The sequence below is a fragment of the Streptomyces iakyrus genome (assembly GCF_000717055.1).
Lineage (GTDB): Bacteria > Actinomycetota > Actinomycetes > Streptomycetales > Streptomycetaceae > Streptomyces > Streptomyces iakyrus.
The window spans coordinates 163,758-188,848 of record NZ_JNXI01000008.1; the positions used below are offsets into that span (position 1 = coordinate 163,758).

Annotated in this window: 20 protein-coding genes and 1 pseudogene; 13 read left to right on the top strand and 8 right to left on the bottom strand. The window is 72.9% G+C overall.

The annotated features are described in order from the left end of the window. The first annotated feature begins 38 nt into the window (after positions 1-38). The 7 genes from pelF to OO68_RS15020 are packed head-to-tail and all read left to right on the top strand — an operon-like array spanning position 39 to position 7,157. Complete coding sequence (pelF, locus tag OO68_RS14990; RefSeq protein ID WP_033308842.1) at positions 39-1,556, top strand: GT4 family glycosyltransferase PelF; 1,518 nt, start codon at positions 39-41, stop codon at positions 1,554-1,556. Then, positions 1,553-2,971: a hypothetical protein gene (locus OO68_RS14995; protein ID WP_033308843.1), complete on the top strand. Its 1,419-nt coding sequence runs from the start codon at positions 1,553-1,555 to the stop codon at positions 2,969-2,971. The genes pelF and OO68_RS14995 overlap by 4 nt, the downstream gene beginning before the upstream one ends. A gap of 49 nt (positions 2,972-3,020) precedes the next feature. Continuing rightward, complete coding sequence (locus tag OO68_RS15000) at positions 3,021-4,022, top strand: GDP-mannose 4,6-dehydratase (RefSeq protein WP_033308844.1); 1,002 nt, start codon at positions 3,021-3,023, stop codon at positions 4,020-4,022. A 43-nt stretch (positions 4,023-4,065) separates the two neighbouring features. Next, entirely contained in the window at positions 4,066-4,779 is a 714-nt protein-coding gene (locus OO68_RS15005) for a nucleotidyltransferase family protein (RefSeq protein ID WP_033308845.1), read from the top strand. A gap of 7 nt (positions 4,780-4,786) precedes the next feature. Beyond that, positions 4,787-5,680: an NAD-dependent epimerase/dehydratase family protein gene (locus tag OO68_RS15010; protein ID WP_033308846.1), complete on the top strand. Its 894-nt coding sequence runs from the start codon at positions 4,787-4,789 to the stop codon at positions 5,678-5,680. Then, positions 5,677-6,339, top strand: a complete 663-nt coding sequence (locus OO68_RS15015; protein WP_033308847.1) for a spherulation-specific family 4 protein — start codon at positions 5,677-5,679, stop codon at positions 6,337-6,339. The genes OO68_RS15010 and OO68_RS15015 overlap by 4 nt, the downstream gene beginning before the upstream one ends. Beyond that, positions 6,336-7,157 carry an endo alpha-1,4 polygalactosaminidase gene (locus tag OO68_RS15020; RefSeq protein WP_078625309.1) on the top strand — a complete coding sequence of 274 codons (822 nt, stop codon included), beginning with the start codon at positions 6,336-6,338 and terminating at the stop codon, positions 7,155-7,157. Before OO68_RS15015 ends, OO68_RS15020 begins: the two co-directional genes overlap by 4 nt. Before the next feature lie 88 nt (positions 7,158-7,245). Here OO68_RS15020 and OO68_RS15025 read toward each other — a convergent pair whose 3' ends face one another. Continuing rightward, positions 7,246-7,524, bottom strand: coding sequence for a GlsB/YeaQ/YmgE family stress response membrane protein (locus OO68_RS15025; protein ID WP_033308848.1), 279 nt, complete (start codon positions 7,522-7,524; stop codon positions 7,246-7,248). Positions 7,525-7,704: 180 nt separating this feature from the next. On the opposite strand from OO68_RS15025, the gene OO68_RS15030 reads away from it, so the two are divergent. Beyond that, on the top strand, positions 7,705-8,619 hold the full coding sequence (locus OO68_RS15030) for an NAD-dependent protein deacetylase (RefSeq protein WP_033308849.1): 915 nt from the start codon (positions 7,705-7,707) through the stop codon (positions 8,617-8,619). On the opposite strand, the gene OO68_RS43085 is transcribed toward OO68_RS15030, so the two are convergent. Next, positions 8,582-10,555, bottom strand: a complete 1,974-nt coding sequence (locus tag OO68_RS43085; RefSeq protein WP_329503695.1) for a glycosyltransferase family 2 protein — start codon at positions 10,553-10,555, stop codon at positions 8,582-8,584. The genes OO68_RS15030 and OO68_RS43085 overlap by 38 nt on opposite strands. Positions 10,556-10,695: 140 nt before the next feature. Beyond that, complete coding sequence (locus OO68_RS15040) at positions 10,696-13,440, bottom strand: ATP-binding protein (RefSeq protein WP_245236979.1); 2,745 nt, start codon at positions 13,438-13,440, stop codon at positions 10,696-10,698. On the opposite strand from OO68_RS15040, the gene OO68_RS15045 reads away from it, so the two are divergent. Further along, complete coding sequence (locus OO68_RS15045; protein WP_245236980.1) at positions 13,439-14,116, top strand: beta-eliminating lyase-related protein; 678 nt, start codon at positions 13,439-13,441, stop codon at positions 14,114-14,116. The genes OO68_RS15040 and OO68_RS15045 overlap by 2 nt on opposite strands. 196 nt (positions 14,117-14,312) lie before the next feature. Next, the gene (locus OO68_RS15050) at positions 14,313-15,500 is read left to right on the top strand and encodes a beta-ketoacyl-[acyl-carrier-protein] synthase family protein (RefSeq protein WP_051814641.1); all 1,188 of its coding nucleotides are present in this window, start codon (positions 14,313-14,315) and stop codon (positions 15,498-15,500) included. Positions 15,501-15,527: 27 nt separating this feature from the next. Here the strand turns inward: OO68_RS15050 and OO68_RS15055 are convergent, their stop codons facing one another. The 4 genes from OO68_RS15055 to OO68_RS15070 form a co-directional block, all read right to left on the bottom strand. Beyond that, positions 15,528-17,678, bottom strand: coding sequence for an ATP-binding SpoIIE family protein phosphatase (locus OO68_RS15055; protein ID WP_033308851.1), 2,151 nt, complete (start codon positions 17,676-17,678; stop codon positions 15,528-15,530). A gap of 169 nt (positions 17,679-17,847) precedes the next feature. After that, on the bottom strand, positions 17,848-19,929 hold the full coding sequence (locus OO68_RS15060; RefSeq protein ID WP_033308852.1) for a SpoIIE family protein phosphatase: 2,082 nt from the start codon (positions 19,927-19,929) through the stop codon (positions 17,848-17,850). Between the two features lie 259 nt (positions 19,930-20,188). Then, positions 20,189-21,436 (bottom strand): MFS transporter, encoded by a 1,248-nt coding sequence (locus OO68_RS15065; protein WP_033308928.1) that lies wholly within the window; start codon positions 21,434-21,436, stop codon positions 20,189-20,191. 292 nt (positions 21,437-21,728) lie between these two features. Then, positions 21,729-22,673, bottom strand: a complete 945-nt coding sequence (locus tag OO68_RS15070) for an alpha/beta fold hydrolase (protein WP_051814642.1) — start codon at positions 22,671-22,673, stop codon at positions 21,729-21,731. Positions 22,674-22,763: 90 nt separating this feature from the next. Here OO68_RS15070 and OO68_RS15075 point away from each other — a divergent pair, with 90 nt between their 5' ends. Next, a complete protein-coding gene (locus OO68_RS15075) occupies positions 22,764-23,378 on the top strand; it encodes a TetR/AcrR family transcriptional regulator (RefSeq protein ID WP_033308853.1) in 615 nt (204 codons plus the stop codon). Between the two features lie 141 nt (positions 23,379-23,519). After that, positions 23,520-24,266 (top strand): YoaK family protein, encoded by a 747-nt coding sequence (locus tag OO68_RS15080; protein WP_051814643.1) that lies wholly within the window; start codon positions 23,520-23,522, stop codon positions 24,264-24,266. Between the two features lie 21 nt (positions 24,267-24,287). Here the strand turns inward: OO68_RS15080 and OO68_RS15085 are convergent. Continuing rightward, positions 24,288-24,467 (bottom strand): annotated as a pseudogene (locus tag OO68_RS15085) (GNAT family N-acetyltransferase); the annotation flags it as partial. Positions 24,468-24,555: 88 nt separating this feature from the next. Between OO68_RS15085 and OO68_RS15090 the strand changes: the two are divergent. Continuing rightward, complete coding sequence (locus OO68_RS15090; RefSeq protein ID WP_033308855.1) at positions 24,556-25,089, top strand: GNAT family N-acetyltransferase; 534 nt, start codon at positions 24,556-24,558, stop codon at positions 25,087-25,089. Positions 25,090-25,091 lie beyond the last annotated feature (2 nt).

Below are 25,091 nucleotides of genomic sequence, written 5' to 3' on the forward strand. Positions count from 1 at the left end.
GCCCGAACCACCCCACTCCTCGGCCGTGGAGCACATCGATGCCCGTTCCCCAGGGCGCGCGACGTACCGGAGCGACGCGCGTCACCCTGCTCACCGAAGGCACCTATCCGCACAGCCACGGCGGCGTCAGCGTCTGGTGCGACCAGCTCGTCCAGGGCATGCCCGACCTCGCCTTCGACGTCATCGCCGTCACCGGAACCGGACGGGAGCCGCTCGTGTGGGACCTCCCCGCGCACGTCTCGGGTGTGCTGTCCGTCCCCATGTGGGGTGCCCCGCCCGCAGGCCGACCGCCCCGCGGCCGGGCCCGCAACCAACTCGCCGCCGCCTACGAGCGGTTCCTGGCCGCGCTGCTCGACCCGCGCGCCGAGGACGGGTTCCCGCCCGCCCTCTACGCGCTGGCACGCGCCGCGTCGGACGGGACGCTGAGCCCCTTCCTGCGCGGAGACCGGGCCGTCACGATCCTCACCGCGCTGTGGAACCGCCCCGGGCTCGCCGTCCGCGAGGCGCGGCCGACCCTGCACGACGCGCTCACCGCGACCGCCCTGCTGGAGCACGCCCTGCGTCCGCTGGCCGCCCCGGCCCCCGAGTCCGGGGTCGCACACGCCGTCAGCGGCGGGGTCGCCGTCCTGCCGGGGCTCGCCGCCCTCGAACGCCACGGCGTGCCGCTGCTGTTGACCGAGCACGGCGTGTACCTGCGCGAGCGCTACCTCGGCTATCGCACCGCGCCCTACCGCTGGCCGGTGAAGGCCGTGATCCTCGGGTTCTTCCGACTGCTCGCGCAGGAGAGCTACCGCCGGGCCGCACTGATCACTCCGGGCAACCGCTACAACCGGCTGTGGGAGGAGGAGGGCGGCGCCGACCCCGCGTCGATCCGCACCGTGTACAACGGCGTCGACCCCGCCGCCTTCCCGGCGGCCGGCCCCGAACCGGACGTCCCGACCCTCAGCTGGGCGGGCCGCGTCGACCCCATCAAGGACCTGGAGACCCTCGTCCGGGCCTTCGCTCTCGTCCGCGTCCGGCTCCCGCAGGCACGACTGCGGCTGTTCGGCGGGACGCCCCGGGGCGGAGAGGCCTACCGGGAACGCTGCGAGACCCTGGCCGCCGAGCTCGGGCACGCCGACGCCGTGACCTTCGAAGGGCGCGTCGACGACATCAAGGACGCCTACGCCGCCGGGAGCGTCGTGATGCTCTCCAGCATCAGCGAGGGCTTCCCCTTCACCCTGATCGAGGCCATGTCCTGCGGGCGGGCGACCGTCTCCACCGACGTGGGCGGGGTCCGCGAGGCCGTCGGCGACACCGGGCTCGTGGTGCCTCCGCGCGATCCGGAGGCGATGGCCGCGGCCGCGCTGGATCTGCTGGGCGATCCCGGACGGCGCAGGGCGATGGGCGAGGCGGCCCGGCTGCGGGTCATCGAGCAGTTCACCCTCCGGCAGACCATTGACACGTTTCGATCCATCTATCTGGAACTGACCTGTCCAGCGCGGGAGTTGACGGACACGCCCACGGCCGGGACGGCCGCCCCGGCCGTCCACCGCACCGGAAGCCTCGCCCGGTGAGCGGGCCGATGTCCCTCGAACCCGGCGGTGCCGAGCAGGACACGCTGGCCATCCGGCTGGCCGGCTCCCGTCCGCCGCGCCGTCGGCCGCGCTGGGCCCTCGACGACGCCACCCTCGCCATCCGGCTGCCCCGGCGCGGCCCCGACGACGAGGCGGTCAGTGAACTCGCCGCCGAACTCGCCGACCGCATAGGTCCCGCCGTCCATCCCTACGAGGTGGCCGCCCTTCTGGAGGCGGAGGGCCTGTCCGCTTCCCTGATCAACGAACGGTACGGCCACCCGAACCTCTTCTCCCTCGCCTGCGCGCTGTACGAACGGGTGCCGCGCACGTTCCCCGAACCCGCCCCGGCGGCCGACCCATGGCGCCCCGACACCGTCCGCTGTCTGCTGCGGGGCGTGCTGTTCGCGCTGCCCGGTCTCGCCTACCTGCTGACCGCACCGCTGTGGGACGGCGGCGGGTACGCCCCCGCCCTCATCGTCGCCGGACTCGTCTCCTGGGCGTGGGGGCAGGCACTCGGCCACCGTGCGCACCTGCGGCTGGCGACGGGACGCCGGGAGGCGGGCCGTACCCTCCTGGCCGGCGCGCCCGCCGGAGCCGTCGTGGCCACGGCGGCCGCCGCGCTGCCCGCCGACGGCGGGCCGGTGACCCTGGCGGCGGCGGCACAGTCCGCGTACCTGGCAGCGGCCGGAGTCCTGCTGGTGCTGGGCCGGGAGCGGCTGCTGCTGGCCGCGCTGAGCCCGCTGGTCGCGGGTGCCGCCGTCCTGCCGTGGTGGGAGCCGGGTCCCGGGCTCCGGGCCGGGCTGCCCCTGCTGACGCTGCTCGCCACGCTCTCCGTGACCGGCCGGGTCCTCCGGGGCGCCCTCGCCGTCCCGGCCGTCGCCGGTGCGACCCGGCCGCGTCTGCTGTGGTCCCTGCCGTACGGCCTGTTCGGGCTGGCCGCGGGGGTGCTGGTGCTGCTGGAGGGGCGGGAGGAGCCGTACGCGGTGATCGTGCTGACGCTGAGCATGGGGCCGGCGGAATGGCTGCTCTACCGCTACCGCGGACTGTCGGTCGCCGCCCTGCGCACCGCCGCCACGCCCGCCGGGTTCCTGCTGCGCTCGGCCAGCATCCTCGGCCTCTGTCTGCTGGCCTACCTCGCCCCGCTGCTGCCCGCGGCCCTGCTCGCCGGCGCCGACCCCGTCGCCCTGCTGCTGCTCGCGGCCGTTCTGTGGACCGCGCTGCTGCTCCAGGCGTTCGGGGCGGCCTGGTCGTCGGCCGGGATCTGTCTGACGGCAGCGGGCGGGGCCGGAGCGGTCCTCCTCTTCCACCTTCCACCGGGCGCCGACCTGGCCCTGCCCCTCGTCTGCGGCGCCGCCGCCCTGTGTCTGTCGGCGTGCGCGCTGTGGCTGCTCGGCCGGCCCGCCCCGCACGCCTGAGCCCCGCCCCCCTCCCACTCCCCTCCCCCCATCCGAAGGGACACCGCAGTTGACTTCCGCACCGCTCGCCGCCGTCACCGGAGCCGAGGGCTTCATCGGCTCGCACCTCACCGAGGCGCTGGTCGCCTCCGGACACCGGGTCAGGGCCATGGCCCAGTACAACTCCTTCTCCTCCTACGGCTGGCTGGAGACCCTGCACCCGGACGTCCTGGACCAGGTGGAGATCGTCCTCGGCGACGTACGGGACCCCGGCTCCGTCCGCGGTCTCCTCGAAGGCGCCGACACCGCCTACCACCTGGCCGCCCTGATCGCGATCCCGTACTCCTACCAAGCCCCGCACAGCTACGTGGACACCAACGTCACCGGCACCCTCAACGTGCTGGAAGCCGTGCGCGCCCTCGGCACGCCCCGGCTGGTGCACACCTCCACCAGCGAGACGTACGGCACCGCGCAGACCGTGCCCATCACCGAGGACCACCCCATCAACACCCAGTCCCCCTATGCCGCTTCGAAGGCGGGCGGGGACCGGCTGGCCGACAGCTACCACGCCAGTTTCGACACCCCGGTCGTCACGCTGCGGCCCTTCAACACCTTCGGGCCGCGCCAGTCGATGCGGGCGGTCATCCCCACCGTCATCGGGCAGGTCGCGGCCGGGGAGCGCACGATCACCCTCGGCGACCTGCGTCCCACCCGGGACTTCACCTTCGTCAAGGACACCGCACAGGCCTTCCTCGCCGTCGGTACCGCGCCCGCCGAGCGCGTGGTGGGCCGTACCTTCAACGCCGGTACCGGCGGGGAGATCTCGGTCGGCGACCTGGTCGCGCTGATCGGCAAGGTGATGGACACCGCCCTCGACGTACGCGAGGACACCGCCCGCATCCGCCCCGCCAACTCCGAGGTGATGCGCCTCGTCGCCGACGCCAGCCGGCTCGCCGCCGCAACCGGCTGGCAGCCCGCGCACACGCTGGAGGAGGGCCTCGCCCACACCGTGACGTTCTTCCGCGACCCGGCCAACCTGGCCCGCTACAAGACCGGCATCTACAACATCTGACCCCGTCCGGCACGTCAGCGCACGTTCACGAAGGAGGAGCCCCATGCACGCAGTGATCCTGGCGGGAGGCAAGGGCGTCCGGCTGCGGCCGTACACCACCGCGCTGCCCAAGCCGCTCGTGCCCATCGGCGACCAGCACGCCATCCTGGAGATCGTGCTGCGCCAGCTGTCCGCGGCCGGATTCACCAGCTGCACCATCGCCATCGGCCACCTCGGCGAAATCATCCGCGCCTACGTCGGCGACGGCTCCCAGTGGGGCCTGGCTGTCGACTACGCCACCGAGGACAGCCCCCTGGGCACCATGGGCCCGCTGCTCACCCTGCGTCACCGGCTGCCCGAGACCTTCCTGGTGATGAACGGCGACGTCCTCACCGACCTCGACTACGCCGACGTCCTGCGCCGGCACCGCGCGTCCGGGGCTCCGCTGACCATCGCGACGTACGCCCGCAAGGTGCACATCGACTTCGGGGTGCTGACCACCGACTCCAGCAAGGTCGTGGCGTTCACCGAGAAGCCGAGCATGGACTACCGCGTCTCCATGGGCGTCTACGGCTTGTCCCGCGCCACTTTGGAGGGGTACACACCCGGACTGCCCCTGGGCTTCGACGAGTTGGTGCTCGACTTGCTGAAGACGCAGAACCAGCCGCACGCCTACGAGTTCGACGGGTACTGGCTGGACATCGGCCGCCCCGACGACTACGACCGGGCCAACGCCGAGTTCACCACCCGCAAGTCGCTGCTGCTCAAGGGAGCCTGAGCACGTCATGCGCATTCTCGTCCTGGGCTTCACCGGCTATCTCGGCCGCCACGTCGTCGAGCGGCTGCGCGCCCTGCCCGGCGCGCTGGTGCTCGGCGGCGGCCGGTCTCCGGCCGCCGACCTCGACGTCGATCTCGCCCGCGTCCGCCCGGAGCGGCTGGCGAAGGCCCTCGCGTCGGCCGCGCCCGACACCGTGATCAACTGCGCGGGCGCGACCGGCGGCGACGCTGTCACCCTCGCCGAGGTCAACGCCCGTGGCCCCGCGGTGCTGTGCGCCGCACTGCGCGAGGCGGCCCCGGCTGCCCGCCTGGTGCACCTGGGCTCGGCCGCCGAGTACGGCCCCGGCGCACCGGGGACCCCGGTGACGGAGTCGGCGGCCACCCGCCCGGTCGGACCCTATGGCGCGACCAAGCTCGCGGGCACGGTCGCGGTGACCGCCTCCGGCCTGGACGCGGTGGTGCTGCGGGTGGGCAATCCGGTGGGGTCCGGGGCGCCGCCCTCCGGGCTGCCCGGCCGGATCGCCGCCCTGCTGCGGGAGGCCGGCCCGGGCCCGGAGGCGGTGCTGCGGCTCGGTGACCTGTCCGCCCACCGCGACTTCGTCGACGTGCGCGACGTGGCACGGGCGGCGGTACTCGCGGCCACGGCCCCGGGCCCGCTGCCGCCCGTCCTCAACATCGGCGGGGGCCGGGCCGTTCCGGTGCGTGACCTGGTGCGCGGCCTGGCCGATCTGGCCGGCTTCCGGGGCCGGATCGAGGAGGGCACGGCCGGCTCGGCCCGTTCCGCGCAGGTGTCGTGGCAGTGTTCCGACATCGCCGCCGCCGAGCGGGCCCTGGGCTGGCGTCCGGCCCACACCCTCGGCGACGCGCTGGCCGCGCTGTGGGAAGGCGGCCGCACCCCGTGAACCTGCTGATCCCGCTGTACGTCCATCCGGCCGAGGACCCGGGCGCCTGGCACCGGCTGATCACCGCCGCGAACCGCACCTACGGGGTCGTCCTCAACCCGGCGAGCGGTCCGGGCGAGGTCCCCGACCCGGCGTTCACGGCCGCGTCCGGTGCGCTGCGAGCCGCAGGGGCACGTCTGTTGGGCTACGTCGACACCGACTACGGGGTGCGCGACCCCGCGGCCGTCGCCGAGGACGTGCGCCGGCACCGGGAGTGGTACGCGGCGGACGGCTGCTTCCTGGACCGGGTGACGGCGACCGCGGACGGGCTGCCGGCGTGCCGCCGCCTGGTACGGGCGGTACGCCGGCTGGGGGCGGGGACGGTCGTCCTCAACCCCGGGGTCCATCCGGCTCCGGGCTACGCCCGCCTCGCCGACCTGACCGTCACCTTCGAGGGCCACTGGTCGACGTACGTCTCCGCCTTCACCCGGCCGGCCTGGACCGCACGGCACCCACCCGAGCGGCTGTGCCACCTCGTCTACGGCGTGCCCGGGGCTCTCGTCCCCCTCGCCGTGCGCACCGCGCACGAGCGCGGAGCGGCGGTCAGCGGACCGGTGACGGGTGAACCACCCAACCCGTGGGCACAGTTGACGCCCGCGCTCACCGGGGCGGAGCGATGAGGGAGCGGGCTGCCGTCCGCGTGGCCCTGCTGACCGTCCTCACGGCGGCGGCCCTGACGGGCTGCTCCGGCAGCGCCGAGCGATCCGCCGGCCCGCCCGCTACGACGTCACCTCCCCGGGCTGTGTGGAAACCCCGTCCCGGTCTCGCCTGGCAGTGGCAACTGGACGGCAGGGTCGATGCCTCGGCCGATGTTCCCGTCTACGACATCGACGGGTTCGAGAACTCCGCGGCGGACGTGGCCCGGCTGCACCGCGCGGGGAAGAAGGTCATCTGCTACGTCAACGTGGGTGCGTGGGAGGACTTCCGGCCGGACCGGGACGCCTTCCCTCACTCGGTGCTGGGCGAGCCCAACGGGTGGGCGGGCGAACGGTGGCTGGACATCCGGCGGCTGGCCGTCCTGAGACCGATCATGGAACGCCGCTTCGACATGTGCCGCGCCAAGGGCTTCGACGCGGTGGAACCCGATCTGGTGGAGGGCTACGGCAACGACACCGGCTTCCCGCTCACGGCACGCGACCAGCTCAGGTACAACCGCATGATCGCGGCCATCGCCCACGAGCGTGGGCTGTCGGTGGGGCTGAAGAACGACCTGCCGCAGATCCCCCAGCTCGTGGACCACTTCGACTTCGCGGTCAACGAGGAATGCGCCCAGTATGACGAGTGCGGCGAGCTCTCGCCGTTCATCGCGGCGGGCAAGGCCGTGTTCCACGTGGAGTACACCGAGCCCCGGAGCCGTTTCTGCGCCGAGTCCCGCCGGCTGAAGCTGTCGTCGATGCTGAAGGAACCGGAACTCGGGGCGTGGCGCCGCCCTTGCTGAGCGCGCTCCGGACGCACCTGGACGGCTCCCTCCCCCGCGTACGGGAGGGAGCCGTCCAGGTGCGTCCGGAGTGTCTGCCTTCAACGGGTCAGGCGTGGCGGTGTGTGCGCCGGTTGCCGGTGACGACGCGGTAGAGGGCGAGCAGGATGAGGGAGCCGACGATCGCGGCGATCCAGGTGGAGAGTTCGAAGAACCCGTCGACGGAGTCGACGCCGAAGATGACCTTGCCCAGCCAGCCGCCGAGCAGACCGCCGACGATGCCGATGAGCATGGTGATGATGATGCCGCCGGGGTCCTTGCCCGGCATCAGGGCCTTGGCGATCGCGCCGGCGAGCAGCCCGATGATGATCCAAGCAATGATGCCCATGGTCCGTCTCCGCTTCGTCGTATAAGGATTGTGTTAAGTCATCGGGTACGCCGATCCGGCCCGGCCAAACGTCTCGGCCTGATATCGGCTCAGGCGCGGTGGAGGGCGGCGGCCTCCCGTCGGGCCCCGGCGGCGGCCGTCCGGTCCCCTTTGCGGGGTGTCCTTTCGTACCCTGACTGCATGCGCATGCGCCCCACCCTGAGCTGGACCCCTTCCGAGGACCTGCCGCCCGCCACCTCGGACCCGGGGCCGGTCGCCGATGCGCTGAGCACCGGCGGAGTGCTGGTGCTCAGCGGAGCGGGCATCTCGACGGAGTCGGGCATCCCCGACTACCGGGGTGAGGGCGGGAGCCTCAGCCGGCACACTCCGATGACCTACCAGGACTTCACCGCGAGCGCCGGGGCCCGGCGCCGGTACTGGGCGCGCAGCCACCTCGGGTGGCGCACCTTCGGCCGGGCCCGTCCCAACACCGGGCACCTGGCCGTCGCGGCCTTCGGCCGGCACGGCCTGCTCTCGGGCGTCATCACGCAGAACGTGGACGGCCTGCACCAGGCCGCCGGCAGCGACGACGTCGTGGAGCTCCACGGCACCCTGGCCCGGGTCGTCTGCCTTTCCTGCGGCGCGTTCAGCCCGCGCCGCGAACTCGCCCGGCGGCTGGAGGAGGCCAACCCGGGGTTCGAGCCCGTGGCCGCCGGGATCAACCCGGACGGCGACGCCGACCTCACGGACGACCAGGTCGCGGACTTCCGCGTGGTTCCCTGCACGGTCTGCGGCGGCACCCTCAAACCGGACGTCGTGTTCTTCGGCGAACCGGTTCCGCCGGAGCGCGTCGAGCACTGCCGCGAGCTGGTCCGCGGGGCGGCCTCACTACTGGTCCTGGGCTCCTCGTTGACGGTGATGTCCGGGCTCCGCTTCGTCCGCCAGGCGGCCCAGGCCGGGAAGCCGGTGCTGATCGTCAACCGGGATCAGACCCGGGGCGATCAGCACGCCCTGACGAGGGTGTCGCTCCCGCTGGGCACAGCCCTCGGGACCGTCGCGCACCGCCTGGGCATTCCGGTCAGCCGAGCCGCCGACGGAGGGCCGCGACCGGCCTGACCGGCGCCACGCGCAGCGCCATCGGTCGCTTCGGGCTGCCGGCGAGCGGCTTGGCGTAGTAGGGGCGGCCGAGCCGGGCGGCGCGATACCAGCGCCTGCCGGGCAGTGCCTTCGGGGTCGGGACAGGAACCGGGCTCTTCGGGTCGTCCGTGCGCAGGGTCAGTGTCCAGCGCCCGGGGCGAAGGTTCCTGACCGGCATGCGGGCGGTGAAGGTGCGGCTGCCGTGCGGTGCGTACAGCAGGGGCACCTCTCGGACCGAGCCCGCGTCCTCTTCGGCGCGCAGGGCCACGGGGTGGGGGTGGTGTGCGGCTTCACCGGTCAGACGTCCGCTGACGACGAGCGTGACGGGGGCGAAGGTGTCCCAGGCGATTCCGGTCACGACGCAGGCCGGCTCGGCCTCGGTCTGCCGGACGTCGAGGGAGAAGGTGCCCTGGGATGTGAAGAAGGGCCGTGCCGTGATGGGCCCGTGCCGGGAGCCGGTGGCCAACTCTCGCTCCGGCGGGGCGGCCCTGCGGCCGTCCGTGTCCGTCCGGGTCTGCCGGAGCCTGACGGTTCGGCTGACGTCCTGGGCGCGAACATCCAGGTAGAGGTCCCACTGGCCGGCGCCGAGCGGGGCGCCCGCGTCCACGGTGCTCAGGTCGACGTCGACGGTGAACGCGGCCGCCGCGTCGTCACCCTGGTGCTTGGCGGTGCCGACGGTCGCGGGCACACGGATGTCCGGGTGGCGGAAGCCGCTCGGGCGCAGGATCAGTTGGGTGGTGGGCTGGAGGGGGCCCAGGGACTCGATGCGGGCGTGGCCACCGAGTCGGAGGACATCGCCGTCGCCCGTCCAGGCCGCTGCGGCCAGTTCGTGGTGGACCGGGAGGCGGTCCGTGGTGTCGAAGCAGACGTCCGGGACCGCCTTCGCGGGGTCGCGGAAGAAGGGGTGCGCCCAGTAGACGCGGCCCTTGTCGACGACGTGGCCGCGCTCCGCGTCCGCCTTGGCGTGCCGGGCCACCGTCATGAGGTCCTCGAATCGGTCCGCGCGCAGGAGGTGCACGATCAGCCGGTCCGGCGGGGCGATCAGTTGGAAGACGCCGTCGGTCACGTAGGTCAGGGCCCAGTGGCGGAACTGCGGGTAGAAGTGCTCCCGTGCCCGCTGTTCGCTCTCCCGGGGCAGCAGGGCGCGCAGCGGCCCGCACAGCTCCCACTCCACGTGGCGGCGCATGATCCGGTCCTGGCGGGGGCCGGGGTCCAGATAGCGGGCGACCGTCTCGAAGCACAGGCGGGTGCCGTCCATACGGTGGACGAGGTCGGCGGCGGTGAGGGTGAGGTTGTTGCCGTTCTGGCGGTTGCGGGAGTAGTAGCAGTCGTAGTCGGCCACCACGGAGATGCCGTCGGCGTTGAGGTAGGCGGCGGCGGTGAACGGCTTGTCCTCGCAGTTGCGGTACGGCGGAAACCTCAGCTCAAGACGTTCGATCAGCGAGCGCCGGAACAGCTTCCAGCAGCCGAGGGTGCGGTAGGCGTGGGAGGAGAAGACGTCCGTACGGGGCTGGTTGTGGGAGAAGACGGCCGTCGGTACGGCACGTCCGCCGACCGAAACCATCTTGCCGAGAACCACGTCGGTACGGTTCTCGTCCGCCATCGCGACCATGCGGCGCAGGGCGTCCGGGCCGAGGTAGTCGTCGGAGTCGAGGAAGAAGACATAGTCACCGCCGGCCAGGTCCAGGCCGGTGTTGCGGGGGATTCCGGCTCCTCCGCTGTTGGGCCGGTGGACGACGCGGAGGTTGGAGCAGGTCCGTGCGAGGCGGTCCAGTTCGCTTCCGGTGCCGTCGGTGGAGCCGTCGTCGACCGCGATGATCTCGATCTTGTCCGGCCCGAGCGTCTGCTCCATGACGGACGTGACGCACTTCGTCAGTTCCGGCATCGCGTTGTACGCGGGGATGATCACGCTCACGCGGGGAGGGTTCCTACGGGACATGATGGGCTCCCGGGCCGTGGAGAGGTCAGGGGTGAAGGGGCAGTCCGGATTCGGCCGAGCGGCTCCATGGAGCTTCCGGCGCGGGCCGCTGCCGCCGCCCCGCGTGAGGCGTCGTCCTACGCCGTCGGAGTGGGCGAACCACCCGTTCGGGTGCGTGTCGGCTCCCCTCGCAACGCCCCCTCCTCATACGCCTGTCGCAGAGCGTCCTCGGCCGAGGCGCCCCGGGACCAGGCCGCCGTGTACTGCGCGGCGTCCAGGGCTGCCCGCACCCGTTGCTCCGCGGTGAGGTGCGCCTCGTGGAAGGGACGCAGGCCGATCAGTGCCACCCCCGTGTCCTGGCGCATACGGTGAGCGGCGCCCAGGAGCCACGCGGCCCGGGTGCAGTCACCGGTGGCCGCCACCGCCCAGGCCAGGGTCTCCAGACCCCACACCGGTCCCCAGCTGTCCCCGATCGCCTGTTGTCGCGCCAGGGCCTGCCGCAGCGGAGGCAGGGCCCTCTCCGCTTCGCCGTGTCGCACCTCGACGAGGCCCGTGCACCACTGGGCCCAGGTGCGGGCCCATTCGGCTCCGCTCGCCTCGGCCTCGGCGACGTACACGTCGCGAGCCGCAGAGGCCGAGGTGCGGGTGCCGAAGAACGCCTCCGCCATCGCCCACAGCATCGTCGCCATGTGCGCGTCGCCGGCCTGCCCCGATGCGCGGAACCGCTCGCGCGCCTCGGCCAGCAGCGAACTGCTGGCCGGGTCGCCTCCGACGAGCATGGCGTGCGCCCCCTCGATGTACGTCACGGACGCCGCCGACGGGCCGTCCGGCAGCTCCCGGGCCACGGCACGGCATTCGGCCAGGAACGTCCCCGCCGCGGGGTTGTCCCCCTGGCAGAGCGCGATCCACGCCTTCATCGCCAGCGCGCCGGCGATCAGTGCCGACGTGCCCGAGGCGGCCCCGGCCGGTGCGTCCCGTGCCCCCGGTCCGGCGGCGAGAAGCCGTTCCAGCCAGTGCCGGCCCTCCCCCAGCGTGCTGCTGAAGAACCAGCACCCCGTGCGGGCCAGGTTGACGGCGATCTCCACGCCGGCCACCACGAGGTTTTCCCTGCTCGCGCAGTGGTCGAGGGCGGTACGGAGGTTGGGCAGTTCGGTGCGCAGCCGGATCAGCCAGTCCACTTCACGCGGCCCGCACCAGGTCTGACCGGCCCGTACGGCGGTCAGCCGGTAGAACTCGCTGTGCCGCACCCGCAGCCGGGCCGTGCCGGCTTCCTCCTGAAGCCGTTGCTGCCCGTACTGGCGGATGGTCTCCAGCAGGCTGTATCTGGCCCGGTCGCCGGAACTGTTGACCGCGACGATCGACTTGTCGACGAGCCCGGCCAGCAGGTCGAGCACGTCCTCCCGGGCCACGCCCTCGCCCGCGCAGACCGCTTCGGCCGCCTCCAGGTCGAAGCCGCCCGAGAACACGGACAGCCGGTTCCAGAGCAGCCGTTCGCCTTCGGTGCACAGGTCGTAGCTCCAGTCGACGATGCCGCGCAGGGTGTGGTGGTAGCGCGCCGACGTGCGGGGTTGCGGCATGGACAGCAGCCGGAACCGGTCGTCGAGGCGCTCCACGATCTCCTCGGCCGTCATCGCTCTCAGGCGTACCGCCGCGAGTTCGATGGCGAGCGGAATGCCGTCGAGCCGCAGGCACAGCTGGGCGACCGCCTCGCGATTGCGGGCGGTGAGCCGGAAGGCGGGGGCCGAGCCGGCGGCCCGGTCCAGCAGGAGTCGCACGGCTTCGGAGCGCAGCAGCGGGTCATCGGCTGCGGGACCGTCCCCGGCCACGGCGGCGGTGGTGCGGCCACTATGTCCGTCCGCGGTGGGCAGGGTGAGCGACGGCACCGTCAGTACGTGCTCACCGGGTGTCCCCAGCCGCTGGCGGCTCGTGGCCAGGACGCGCAGTCCGGGTGCCGCGCGTGCCAGCCTCAGGACGAGCGCGGCGACGTGCTCCACCACATGCTCGCAGTTGTCCAGGACCAGCAGCAGGCGGCTGTCGCGCAGGTGGCTGACGATGGCGTCCGCGACAGGGCGCGCGGACTGGTCGCGCAGGCCGAGCGCCTCCGACACGGCCCGGTCGAGGAGGTCCGCGTCGCTCAGGGGAGCGAGGTCGGCGAGCCGGACCCCGTCGGCGAAGGAGGGAGCGGCGTCGGCGGCCACCCGCAGGGCGAGCCGCGTCTTGCCGACGCCGCCGACCCCGGTGAGGGTGACGATCCGGGCGGTACCCAACAGGCGCCGCACTTCGGCCAGTTGCGTTCCGCGGCCGATGAACGTCGTCATCTCCACCGGCAGATCGCCGTCCCGTTGAGGTGGGGTCGCCCCCGTGTCCCGTACGTCGTTCAGGTCCGGGGCGGACGCCAGGAGCCGGTGGTGGATCTGCCGCAGCCCGGCCCCCGGTGAGACGCCCAGCTCGTCGGCGAGCAACGCCGTGACCTCGCGGTAGCTCTCCAGTGCCTCCCCCTGCCGTCCGCAGTGGAACAGCGCCAGCATCCGCTGAGCCCAGAAGTGCTCGCGCAGCGGGTACTCCTCGATGAGCCCCCGCAGTTCCGGCAGGACGTCGGCCGCCCTGCCGAGGGCCAGGTCCGCGTCGATCCGCAATTCGAGTGCGTCCAGACGCCGTTCGTTCAGCGCCGCCACCACGCCTTGTAGGAGGTGCGCGGGCAGGTCGGACAGCGGATCCCCTCGCCACAGACTCAGGGCCTCGCCCAGCAGCGGCGCCGCGCGTGCCGCCGCGCCTTCTTCGAGAGCCGTACGGCCCTGGCGGACCAGGGCGGTGAAACGGTGCAGGTCCAGAGCGCCCGGCTCGGTTTCGATCAGACAGCACGAGGCCGCCTTTCGCGACATGAGCCCGCGTCAGGTCGCCGAGCAGGCGTTCCGACTGGCCGACGGCTGCCTGATGAGCGCGAAGAAGGACGGCATCGTCCACATCGGCGGCTTCCTCGGCCTGCGGGACCGCGCCCTGGCCGAGCGGTGCGAACTGCTGCTCATCGCCACGGAGGGCTTCCCCACCTACGGCGGCCTGGCCGGCCGGGACCTGGACATGATCGCCCTGGGGCTGACCGAGGTCACCGAACCCTGCTACCTCCAGTCCCGCGCCGACGCCGCCCGGCACCTCGCCCGGCTCACCCGCGAGGCGGGCATCGCCATCGTCGAACCACCGGGTCTGCACGCCCTCTACCTCAACGCGGGCCGCCTGCTCCCGCACATCCCCGCGCACCGCTTCCCCGGCCACGCGCTCGCCTGTCAGCTCTACCTCGAAGGCGGCATCCGCTCGGTGGAGCTGGGTTCCCTCTACCTCGGCGGCGAGGACGAGAACGGCGCACCGGTGACCGCGGCGCCCTACGAGCTCGTCCGGCTCGCACTCCCCCGCCGTACGTACGGCCTGAGCCACCTGAACCGTGTCGGCGAGGTCCTGGCCGCCACGGTCAAGAACAAGGAACGGATCCCGGGTTACCGCCTGGTCGAACAGCCCCCGCTGCTCCGCCACTTCCGCAGCAAGCTGGAGCCGGTTCAGGGGTGAGCCGTGTCACATCGACCAAAGTGCGCCTAAGTTGTCTGCATCACAGCGGAAATGTCCCTTTGGCCGCCATGCTCGAAACGGACACCGGCTCCCGAAAGGGCGTTCACCGGCATCCTCTTGGGCGCTAAGTTCCAAAGTGACCCATGACACAGCACTCGTGACATTCCCCCTGTCCCCCTCTGGAAGGTGCCCCATCATGGCCGCTTACCTCTGCCCGCCTGCCGTGATCCACGGCGAGCATGCCGTGAAGACCAGTGAGATCGTGGCGGAGGTGCGGGACCGGCACCCCCATGCGCCGTGGGAGCCGCGGATCGACGGCATCGCGGCGAGCACCGGCATCGAGACCCGTGGCTGGATGCTGCCGCTGGAGACCGCCGTCGCGCCCGGCGAGGGCAACGGCCTGCGGGCTCTCGGCAGGGAGCCCGCCCAACAGGCCCTGATCCGCGACGGGTTCTCCCAGCAGGACGTGGACCGCGTGGTGGCCGCCCTCGCATCCATACCCGCACCGCAGACCGTCCAGGAGCGCACCGCGCCGGCCTGGGAGGCCGTGCAGGCCTACGGGGAGCGCGCGGCGCGCGGGGCCCTGCAGACAGCCGGGCTGGACGCCTCGGACGTCGACTGCCTGATCACCAGTCACTCCACCACGCCGGCGCTGCCGGGTCTGGACATGACCCTGGCCAACCGGCTTCAGCTCCGCAGCGACGTGATGCTGCTGCCGGCCACGCAGTGGGCCTGCATCGCGGGGACCCGCTCACTGGCCCTGGCGGCGGACCTCGTGGCCGCCGACCCCGACCGGGTGGTCCTGGTCGTCATATCGGAGGCGCTGAGCACGACCTACCAGCCCGCGGACGACACCCTGGAGTCCCTGATCGTCCGGCTGCTGTTCGCCGACACCGCCGTGGCCGCGGTGGTCACGGGCCGCCCGCGGCCCGAGGCGGTGCTGCGGCTGGACGCCGCCTGGCATCACACCCTGCCCGGCACCCAGGACCTGCACCGCCTGGAGACGCGGGCGGACGGCACCCACTTCGTGATGGACCGGCGCGGTCCGCGCGCCGTGCAGGAGACGGTCACCGCGATGTGGGAGTGGCTGCACGCCCGCTACCAGGACGATCCCGACGCCTGGCATCCCGACGTGCTGCTCGCGCACCCCGGCGGCACCCGGGTGCTGGAGTACATGGAGCAGACGATGCCCGACACCTGGCCGCCCGGGCTCCTCGACTACAGCCGGGACAGCTACACCAGCGGCAACCGCGGAGGCGCCGCCGTCTTCGACATCCTGCGGCGGGCGCACGACGCGGGGCTGCAGAAGCCCGGAAACCGCGCGGTGCTGTACGCGGCGGCACCGGGGCTCACCGCGACGGCCCTCGAGGGGCAGTGGCTGTAGAGCGCCGAAGGGCCGGTGCGTGCCGCGTCACCGCGCCACTTCCGCCCAGACGACCTTGCCCGTGTCCGTCCACCGCACCCCCCACCGGGTGGTGAGCCGGTGCACGATGCTCAGGCCGCGACCGCCGTCGTCGAGCAGATCGGTGCGCCTCAGCCGTGGCCTGCCGTTGCCGGTGTCTCCCACCTCGCACAGCAGGCCGTGTCCGGACCTGATCAGCCGCACCGTGATGGGGCCGGTGGCATAGCGCACCGCGTTCGTGACCAGCTCGCTGACCAGCAGCGTCGCGTTGTGCCGGGTGTCGTCCCTGGTCCGCCACTGCCTCAGCAGCGCGGACACCTGCTCGCGGGCCCGGGCCGGGGCGTCGTCGCGGGCGGCCAGCCGCCAGGTCGCCGTGTCCCCCTTGCGGTAGCCGATCATACGCGCGAGCAGCAGCGTCACGTCGTCCCGCTGAGGCGCGGGCGCCAGTGTGGAGACGACGTGCCGGGCGGCCCGCTGCAGGGTGTCCCAGGGGTGCACCGCGGCCACCGCGTCCGCCAGCCTGCCCATGCCCTCGTCGATCGACAGGGCCGGGTCCTCCACCAGGCCGTCGGTGTAGAGCGCGAGCACGGAGCCGGGCGGCACGCCGATGGTGTACACGTCGAACGGCTCCCGTAGCGCGAACTCGGCTCCCAGGCCGGGGTGAGGGCGGATCGCGAGGGGGCCCGCCCGCCCGTCCGGTGAGACGAGAATCGGGGGGAGGTGGCCGGCACTGGACAGCGTCACGTGGTGGCCGACCGGGTCGTAGAGGGCGATGCAGCAGGTCGAGCCGAGGGCGCTGTAGCCGGCCGCCAGCCCGGACTCGGCGTCGTCCAGTACCGTCACCGTCTCGTCCAGGTGTTCCAGCACCTGGTCGGGTGCGAGCCCCGCGGAGAGCAGCGCGCGGGCCTCCATGCTCAGCTGGCCCATGGTCGCCGCGGCACCCAGGCCGTGCCCCACCACGTCACCCACCACCAGCGCGGTACGCCCGTCGGGCAGCGGGAAGCTGTTCACCCAGTCGCCGCCGACGCCCGCACTGTCGGGGTTGGCGGGCTGGTAGACGCTGGCGATCTCGATGGTGTCGCCACCGGCCCGGGGCAGGAGCCGGCGCTGCAACGCCAGCACTTGTGTGTGCTCGCGCTGATGCTGACGGGCGAGGTCGACATGGTGGGCGGTCCTGGCCACCAGCTCCTGCAGGTCGAACAGCTCGCTGTCGCGGAAGGGGCAGTCCGCCCGCCGCCACACCTCCGCCACGCCCAGCACGACGGGTGGCGCACTGTCGAGGACCAGGGGTATGCACACCACACCCGCCGAGAGGTCCGCGGGCACCAGGGCACGCGCCACGCGGGGGCTGCCGAAGACCCGCTCGACCGCCTCGCCGTCGGGGATGACGATGGTCTGCGGGGCGTCGTCCCGCAGCACCGCCTGGGCGAGCAGGCGACTCGCGTCGCCGGGGAGATCGTCGCCCGGGGTCGTGTAGCCCTCGGGCCACACCCGGTCCGGTACCAGGGCCGCGCGCCGCAGACGGATGCGCCCGTGCGCCCTGCCGGAGACCCCCTCCCCCGTCCACACGGCGAAGTCGAGGTCCACGGCGGCCACGTCTCCCCAGGCCAGCAGCGACTCCGCCAGCGACTGCGCGGTCTCGCCGATGTCCAGCGAGGTGCCGATCGCGGTCTCGGCGGCGTAGAGGTGCAGTCTCCTGGCCATGGCGATCAGGGAGACCGTCAGGCCGCCCTCCGGCGCAGCGGAAGGCAGGATGCTCATCGAGACCACGAGCTCGGACCCGTCGCCGCGCCGCAGGCGCTGGATGCGGGCGACATGCGCCTCACCGCTCTCCACGACCTGCCGCAACCGCCGTGTCACCGTCGGGACGTCCCCGCGGGGCAGGAGATCGACGAACGGCCGCCCCGCCCCCACCTCCAGACCCGCGAAGACGGGGGCTTCCAGATTGCAGCGGGTGATGATCAGGTCCCGGTCCAGGTTGACCGCGCCGAGGATCTGCTCCTGACCGCCGGCCGCGGGATTGTCGGGCACCTGCCGACGCGCGGTGCGGTCACCCCGCGGTTCGGCCGCTGCCGCTCCGCCTTGCGGGATGTAACGCCCGAGGGCGCGGCTGACCAGGTCGAACGCCGAGGAGGACGAGGGCGAGGGTGTGGAGTCCATGCGGCTCTCTCAGCAATCCCCGGCGCGATGCCGGGGCCGTGTCCGGACCCGTGCGGTCGGGGCCCCGAGCTCCCTGACCACACACCTCATTGAATAACACCGCGGGCGGCTTCGCACAGACCGGCGAAGCGCGGGAACGCCGGCCGTCCGGGGGGGGCGGACGCCGCCGTCAGGGCCCGGCGAGGGGCCGGGCCTGGGCGATGAGCAGCGCGACGTCGTCGTGGTCGGCGGGACCGCGCAGTTGCCGGAGCAGCAGGTCGCAGGTCTCCTCCGCCGAGCGGCGGGGCGGGGACAGCAGGCGCAGGAGGTCGTCCAGACGCTGGTCGATGGGGTCGTCGCGGGTCTCCACCAGGCCGTCGGTGTACAGGACGAGCTGATCGCCGGGGTTCATCGTGAGGGCGGCGGTCTCGAAGGGGCCGCTGCCGACTCCCAGCGGGGTGCCGGTGGGCAGGTCGAGCAGTTCGGGCGGCCTGCCGGCGCGCACCAGGACCGGGGGCAGGTGCCCGGCGCAGGCTACGTCCAGGCGGGAGCGGTGCGGGTCGTAGACGGCGTACACACACGTGGCGATGTAGGGGTCCAGGCCCTGGGTGATCTTGTCGAGGTGGGTGAGGATCCGGCTCGGGGCCAGGTCGAGGTCGGCGAGGGTCGAGGTGGCGGTGCGCAGCCGGCCCATGGCGGTGGCGGCCGGGATGCCGCTGCCCATGACGTCGCCCACCGCCAGGGCGGTCCGGCCGCCGCTGAGGGGCAGGACGTCGTACCAGTCACCGCCGACTTCGCTGAAGGCCTGGGCGGGCCGGTAGCGGGCAGCGATCTCCAGGCCCGGGCGGCGGGGCGAGGGCTGGGGCAGCAGGCTGCGCTGGAGGGTTTCGGCGGCGCTGCGGATGTGCTGGTGCAGGATGGCGTTGTCGATGCTGAGCGCGGCGGAGGAGGCCAGTTCGCAGGCGAGGGTGAGATCGTCCTCGTCGAAGGGCTGCGGGTTGCGGGCGCGGGCCAGGCCCATCACGCCGATGATCTCTCCGCGCGCGATGAGGGGGACGGCCATGTCGGTGTGGACACCTGCTTCGGCGAGCAGGCCGGCGGCAGCGTCGTCGGCCGCGATGCGGCTGAGATCGCCGCTGTCGAGGTGGGTGATCAGCAGCGGCTTGCGGGTGCGGAGGCAATGGGCCGCCGGGTGGTCCGCGTGGTAGGTGATGAGGTGGCCGGGCGCGATGATCGCCTCGGAGGCACCGGTGGGGTAGGCGGTCTTCACCGCCAGGGCGCGGAACAGTGCCGGGCCCTCGCCGCGGTCCGGGCGGCCCGTCCGCAGGACGGAGTCCAGGATGTCCACCGCGATCATGTCGGCCAGGTCCGGTACCAGGACGTCCGCCAGTTCCTGGGCGGTCCGCTCCACCTCCAGGGTGGTCCCGATGCGGGCCGACCCGTCGGCCATCAGGCGCAGACGCTGCTGGGCGCGGTCGGCCTGCCTGGCTGCTTCGTACCGGTCGGTGACGTCCACCACGACGTTGGCGATCCCGAGCACGTGTCCGCCGTGGTCCTCCAGCCGGTAGAGCGACACGGCCCAGGCGTGGTCGTTGTCCGGGTCGGCACGGGTACGGCCCACCACCTGCTCGTCCACCATGGGCCGGCCGGTCGCCAGGACCTCCCGCATCTGGTTCTCCGCGGTGGTGAAAGGCGCGCCGGGCAGGATCTCCCGGAAGTGGCGGCCCACGTGGCCGGCTTCGGGGACGCCGTGCATCGCCGCGAGGGCCCCGTTGACGGCCACGTACCGCAACTGGGTGTCCAGGACGGACAGGCCGATCGGCGCCTGGGTGACCAGCTGGCTGGACAGGGCCACCTCGCGCTCCACCCGCCGCACCGTGGCCCTGTCGGTGGCCAGTCCCAGCGCGTAGTGATCGCCGAGGTTGTCCGTCAGCCGCATGTTGCGGAATTCGATGGTCCGGGTGCTGCCGTCCTTCATCCGGATGGGGAAGGGCCCCGCCCAGGGCCGGCCGGTCGCCATCACCTCGGCGAACAGTCCCATCCCCGCCTCGCGGTCTCCCGGGTGGAGAAGCAGGGTGGCCGCGTACTGCCCGACCGCTTCGTCGCCGGTGTAGCCGAACAGTTCCTCGGCCTGGGGGCTCCACATGTCGATCCGGCCGTCGGCCTCCACGAGCACCGCGGCGACGCCCAGGAGGTCCAGCAGCCCGCTCGGGTCCGTCGCCGCCCACTCCGGATCAGCCGCCCACTCCGGAGGCTGCTTCGCTCGGCTCATCACATTCGCCCCTTAGGCCTGTCGACCTCACCGGCGCACCCGCCCAGCAGACGTCCACGGCGGTCTCCCAGCAGGTCAGCAACCCGTTCACGATGCGCTACGCGACCTGCGAACGGCCAGGGGACGCGCCGGGCGGGCACCGGGCGCCGTGGAACCTCACGGCCCCGGGGCGACCAGTACGAAGATCACGCGTGCCCGGTCGGCTGGGTCGTTCCTTACCCTTCCACCCTTCCACACCTGCCGGCTCCGGCCGAGGAGATCAGCGTCCGGTCGGCCCGCCGCGCGGGGCCGGAAGCTCACGCCCCAGGCGTACGAGCGGGGAGGATGCCATCACCACCGGGGACAGCATCATGCCTGCGGCCGCCACGAGCAGACCGGTGCGCAGCCCCCACTCCCCCGCGAGGAATCCGCCGAACAGGGAGCCGAGCGGGGTCAGCCCCATGCCGGCGAACGTGATCGTGGCGGCCGCGCGGCCCTGCATCCCGGCCGGCGTGACGGCCTGGCGGACGGCCATGATCGTGACGTTCACCAACTGGCCGCCGAACCCGAACACGAAGCCGGCCACGAGCAGCGCGGCAACCGCCACCGCCGAAGAGCCTTGCAAAGCGGGCACCCACAGAAACACGCCGTCCCCGAGCGCGGCCGCGCACACGAGCACCGGGCCGTGGCCGAACCGGCCCGGCAGCCGGGCCGCCAGCACCGACCCGAGCAGCGCGCCCGGCCCCGCCGCCGCGAGCGCAAGGCCCACGACGGTGCCCGACAGGTGCAGTTCCCGCGGCAGGAACAGCAGATAGACGGTCATCACGGCCGCGAAGGAGAACTGGAACGCGGCCGAGGCCAGGCACACGGCACGGAGGACGGGGTCGCGGACGACGAAGCGCAGGCCTTCATGGATCCGGTGCCGGACCGGCGGCGGGTGTTCCGGGCGCCTCGGGACCGCCTCGGCCCGGCGGATCCGCCGGATCGACAGGAACGACAGCGCGAAGAACAGCGCGCCGGAGGCGACGGCGGCCGATGCCGACAGCAGGGACACCAGCGCACCGCCGAGAGCGGGGCCGCCGATCTGCGCCGCGGACCGGCTGCCCTCCAGCGCGCTGTTGCCTCGCAGGAGTTGGTCGCGTCCCACCAGACGTACGAGGGACGCCTGGTATGCCACGTCGAAGAAGACGGACAGGGCCCCGACGGCGAAGGCGAGCACCAACAGACCGGGCATGCCGAGCCGGCCGGAGAGGCAGGCCAGGGCCACGGCGCCGAGAGCCAGGGCCCGGCCGGCGTCTGTGAGCACCATCGTCGTACGGGTGCGCCACCTGTCGACCCAGGCACCGGCGAGGAGCGCGAGCAACAGGACCGGCGCCTGCCCCACCGCGCGGAGCACGCCCAGCTGGCCGGCGGTGGCGTCGAGTGTCAGGACCGCCAGGAGCGGCAGAACCACCAGGCTTGTGTGTTCACCGAGTTGGGAGGCCGTCTGCCCCAGCCAGAGCCGGCGGAAGTCGGCGTCCCGCCACAGACCGGATGGCGCAGGCCGGGACGAATCGGAGGCAGCGGAGGAGGAAGCGGGCGGCACGGGGATCCCTTGCGGTAGCGACAACGAGACCCGCCACCGGGCGCAGGAGGGCGCGTCGGTGGTTCAGGCAGGGGAAGGCTCGCTGTGCCGCAACGTCGAGGGCAGCACGCGATGACCGGCCGGTCACGGCCGACGACGTCAACGCGCGCTCGGGAAACCGACCATGCCTCAGCTCCTCGTGGGTCACTCGCTGCGTGCCGACCCTAACGTCGGCAGCCCCCGCACCGCACGCCGTTTACACCCGGGCTCGCGACGTGTGGCTCAGGATCTCGGCGGCCAGTCGGTCGTCCAGGGCGCTGGGCAGGGTGTGCCCCATGCCGTCGATCATGACCAGACGTGCGCCGGGAATGGCGGCGGCGGTGGCCTCGGCGTGCACGGGCGGGAACATCGGGTCCTCCGTGCCGTGCAGGACCAGCGTCGGGGCGGTGACCGAGGCGAGGCCGGCCGTGGAACCCGAGCCGGCGGCCCCGGCGAGCGTGTGGTTGAGCCCGGCCACGAGATCCCGCGCCCGCTCGTACACCCGCCGTTCCATCGCGCGGTACTCACCCTCGTCGTACGGCAGCACCCCTCCGTGCAGGACGCGCCAGAGCGCCATGCGGACGGCGAGGTACTCCTCCAGGTCCGCGTCCGGCCGGGGGAAGGCCGTGGTGAGCGCGGCCAGCAGTTCGGGACGGGGCGGGGGCAGTTCCCCGGGGAGCGGAGACCTGCCCTCCAGGGCGCGCTGCACCGCCGCCACCGTGTCCGTACCGAGCGGCTGCGACGACAGGCTCGTCAGGGTCAGGACCCGGGGAGCGTCGGTGACGGCCAGCCGCTGGGCGATGAGACCGCCGAGGGATGCGCCCACCAGGTGCGCCCGTGCGGCTCCGAACGCGTCCAGGACGGCGAGCGCGTCGGAGGCCATGTCGGCGACGGTGTAGGGGTGGGTGGTGAAGTCGACGATGGAGGAGCGGCCGGTGTCACGGTGGTCGTACCGGACCACCCGAAGCCCCCCGTCGACCAGCCGGCGGACGATGCCGTCGTTCCACTGGACGCCTTGTGCCTGTGCGCCCATCACCAGCAGCACCGTGGGATGGCCGGGATCGCCGAAGGCTTCCGCCCACAGCTCCACGCCATTCGCCCGGACGATCTGCTCGCTGCCCGTCAGGTACTCGTTCTCGAGTTCATTTTCCTGCATGGTCATTCAAGATAATGGTTCCGGGCGCGACGCGCACCGGATTTCCCGTCAGATCCGGGTTGGACGCCACGGGCCCCGTCCGGGCAACCTGAGCGCATGGCCGGAGTCAAGGGGCAGGTGCAGAAGCGAGGCGTGGAGCGGCGACGCGCCATGGTCGACGCCGCGATCGAGCTGTTCGCCCGTCAGGGGGTGCGGGGCACCGGAGTCGCCGCGATCGCCGAGCGCGCCGGTGCGACGCCCTCGGCCCTCATCCACCACTTCGGCAGCAAGGACGGCCTCGTGCGGGCCGTCCTGGAGGAAGCCGACCGGCGTGCCCTGGAGCGGCTGTCCATTCCGGCCGGGGCCGAACCCACCCTGGACCAGGCGTTCGACTGGTTCATCCGGGACGCCGGGCACACGGCCGCAACGGAAGGCGAGTTGGCCGCGCTGCACACCACCCTCACCGCGGAGAACCTGCAACCCGGCTCCGTGCTGCACACCTGGTTCCGGGACCGCGGCCGGGCGTTGCGGACCCATCTGTCCGACCTGTTCACGCGCGCCGTGGCCGACGGCTCGGCCCGGCCCGCCCTCGACCCGGTGATCCTGGCGGCGGAGACGGCCGCGTTCATCGAAGGGGCGCACCTGTTGTGGCTGCTCGACCCCGAGCAGGTGGACCTCGTCGGCCTCCACCGCAGCTACTTCGAGGGCTTGGCGGCCCGCCTCCGGCCGTGATGGGACGGGCGGCGGTTCAGGACCGGGCCGCGCGGCGGCCGCCTGCCCGGGCGTCGGCCGTGCTAGCCCGGCCGTAGCCACCGGCCGCGTGTCCGGGGCGCGGTCCGGTGCCGGGCTCTCGCTGCTGCTCACACTGGCCGCATGTCCGATGCGTCCCCGGTCCTCGCGACCGATGCCCGGCGGGTGGCCGTCATGACCGTGCTCACCGTGCTCGCGGGTGCGGTCGACGCCGTGAGCTTTCTGACCATGGGAAAAGTCTTCTGCGCGCTGGCGACCGGCAACGTGCTCTTCCTGTCGTTCGCGCTCGCCGGGGAGGGTGACGTCCCGGTGGCGCGGCCCGCCGTCGCGATCGGCGCGTTCATGGCCGGAGCGGCCGTCGCGGACGTCGTTCTGAAGCGGCTGGCGGACCGTGGACGCCGGTGGTTCCCGGCCGGGCTCGTCTGCGAGGCGGTACTGCTGGTGTGCGCGGGTGTGCTGGCCCTGGCGAGACACGGCACCGGGCCCGTTGCCGCGCAGGACGACCGCGGGGTCGTCGCACTCGTCGCGCTGGCCATGGGAGTACGGGCCTCCACCGCGCTGCGCGTCCATGTGCCGGGGATGCCGACCCTGCTGAGCCAGACCGCCATCGCCGAGCTCCTCAACGACGTGCTGAGACGCCCCCGGGCAGCGCTGCACGGCATGACGGCGAAACAGCGGCTGGCCCGGACCAGGTGGACGGCGACCGTGGGCGGGATCTTCGGCGGCGGGGTGCTCGGCACGCTTGTGCTGGTGCCACTGGGCACGGGGCGAGCGCTGCTCGTCATCGCGGCGACCGTACTGCTCCTCGCGGCGGCGGGTCTGGCCGTGCGGCCGGGCGGGAGGGAACAGGTCCCCGGGGACGGCCCATGAGGCTCGGGCGGTTGTGGTGTGTCACAGGGCGATCAGACCTGCTGTCGTCTCCTTGAAGCCGCGGGCATCGAAACAGAACGGACGCAGGTGCTCCTCGAAGTCGACGTGGAGCCAGGCGCACTTCGAAGCACGGGCTTCACGAGCCGCGGTCGCGACCAGCGCGGCACCCACGCCTTCCGCCCGACGGTACCGGGCGACCACCGCGCCAGTTCTGCATCTCGACGTGACGTTCCCCCGGCGCTCGATGCCGTGGTTCGCGATCCCATCGCCTGGTCGGCAAGATGGGATCATGACCGACATCCGCACACCCCGTCTCCTCCTGCGCCGGTGGCTGGACGACGACCTCGTCCCCCTCTCCGAGATCCACGCCGACCCGGCGGTGATGCAGCGCATCGGCGACGGCGCGCCGCGTTCCATGGAGCAGACCGCCCAGGACATCGAGACCTGGGAAGAGGAGTGGGACGAGGAAGGGTTCGGGATGTTCGCCGTCGAACTCCTCGGCTCCGGCGAGCTGGTGGGCGCCGTCGGCCTGTCCGTGGCCGACGCTCCGGCCGAGATCGCCGGCCAGGTGGCGATCAGCTGGCGGCTCGGGCGGGTGTTCTGGGGGCAGGGATACGCGTCCGAAGCGGCGCACGCCACCCTGGAGTTCGCCCTGCAGGACCGCGGCCTCGACCGGGTGGTAGCCGTGTGCCGCACGGACGACAGGGCCTCCGCGAACGTACTCGGCAAACTCGGCATGGACCCGGAAGGCACAGCTCAGCACCCGGTCCACGGGCATGACCTCACGGTGTACGGCATCGACCTCACGCAGTACGAGGGGTAGCT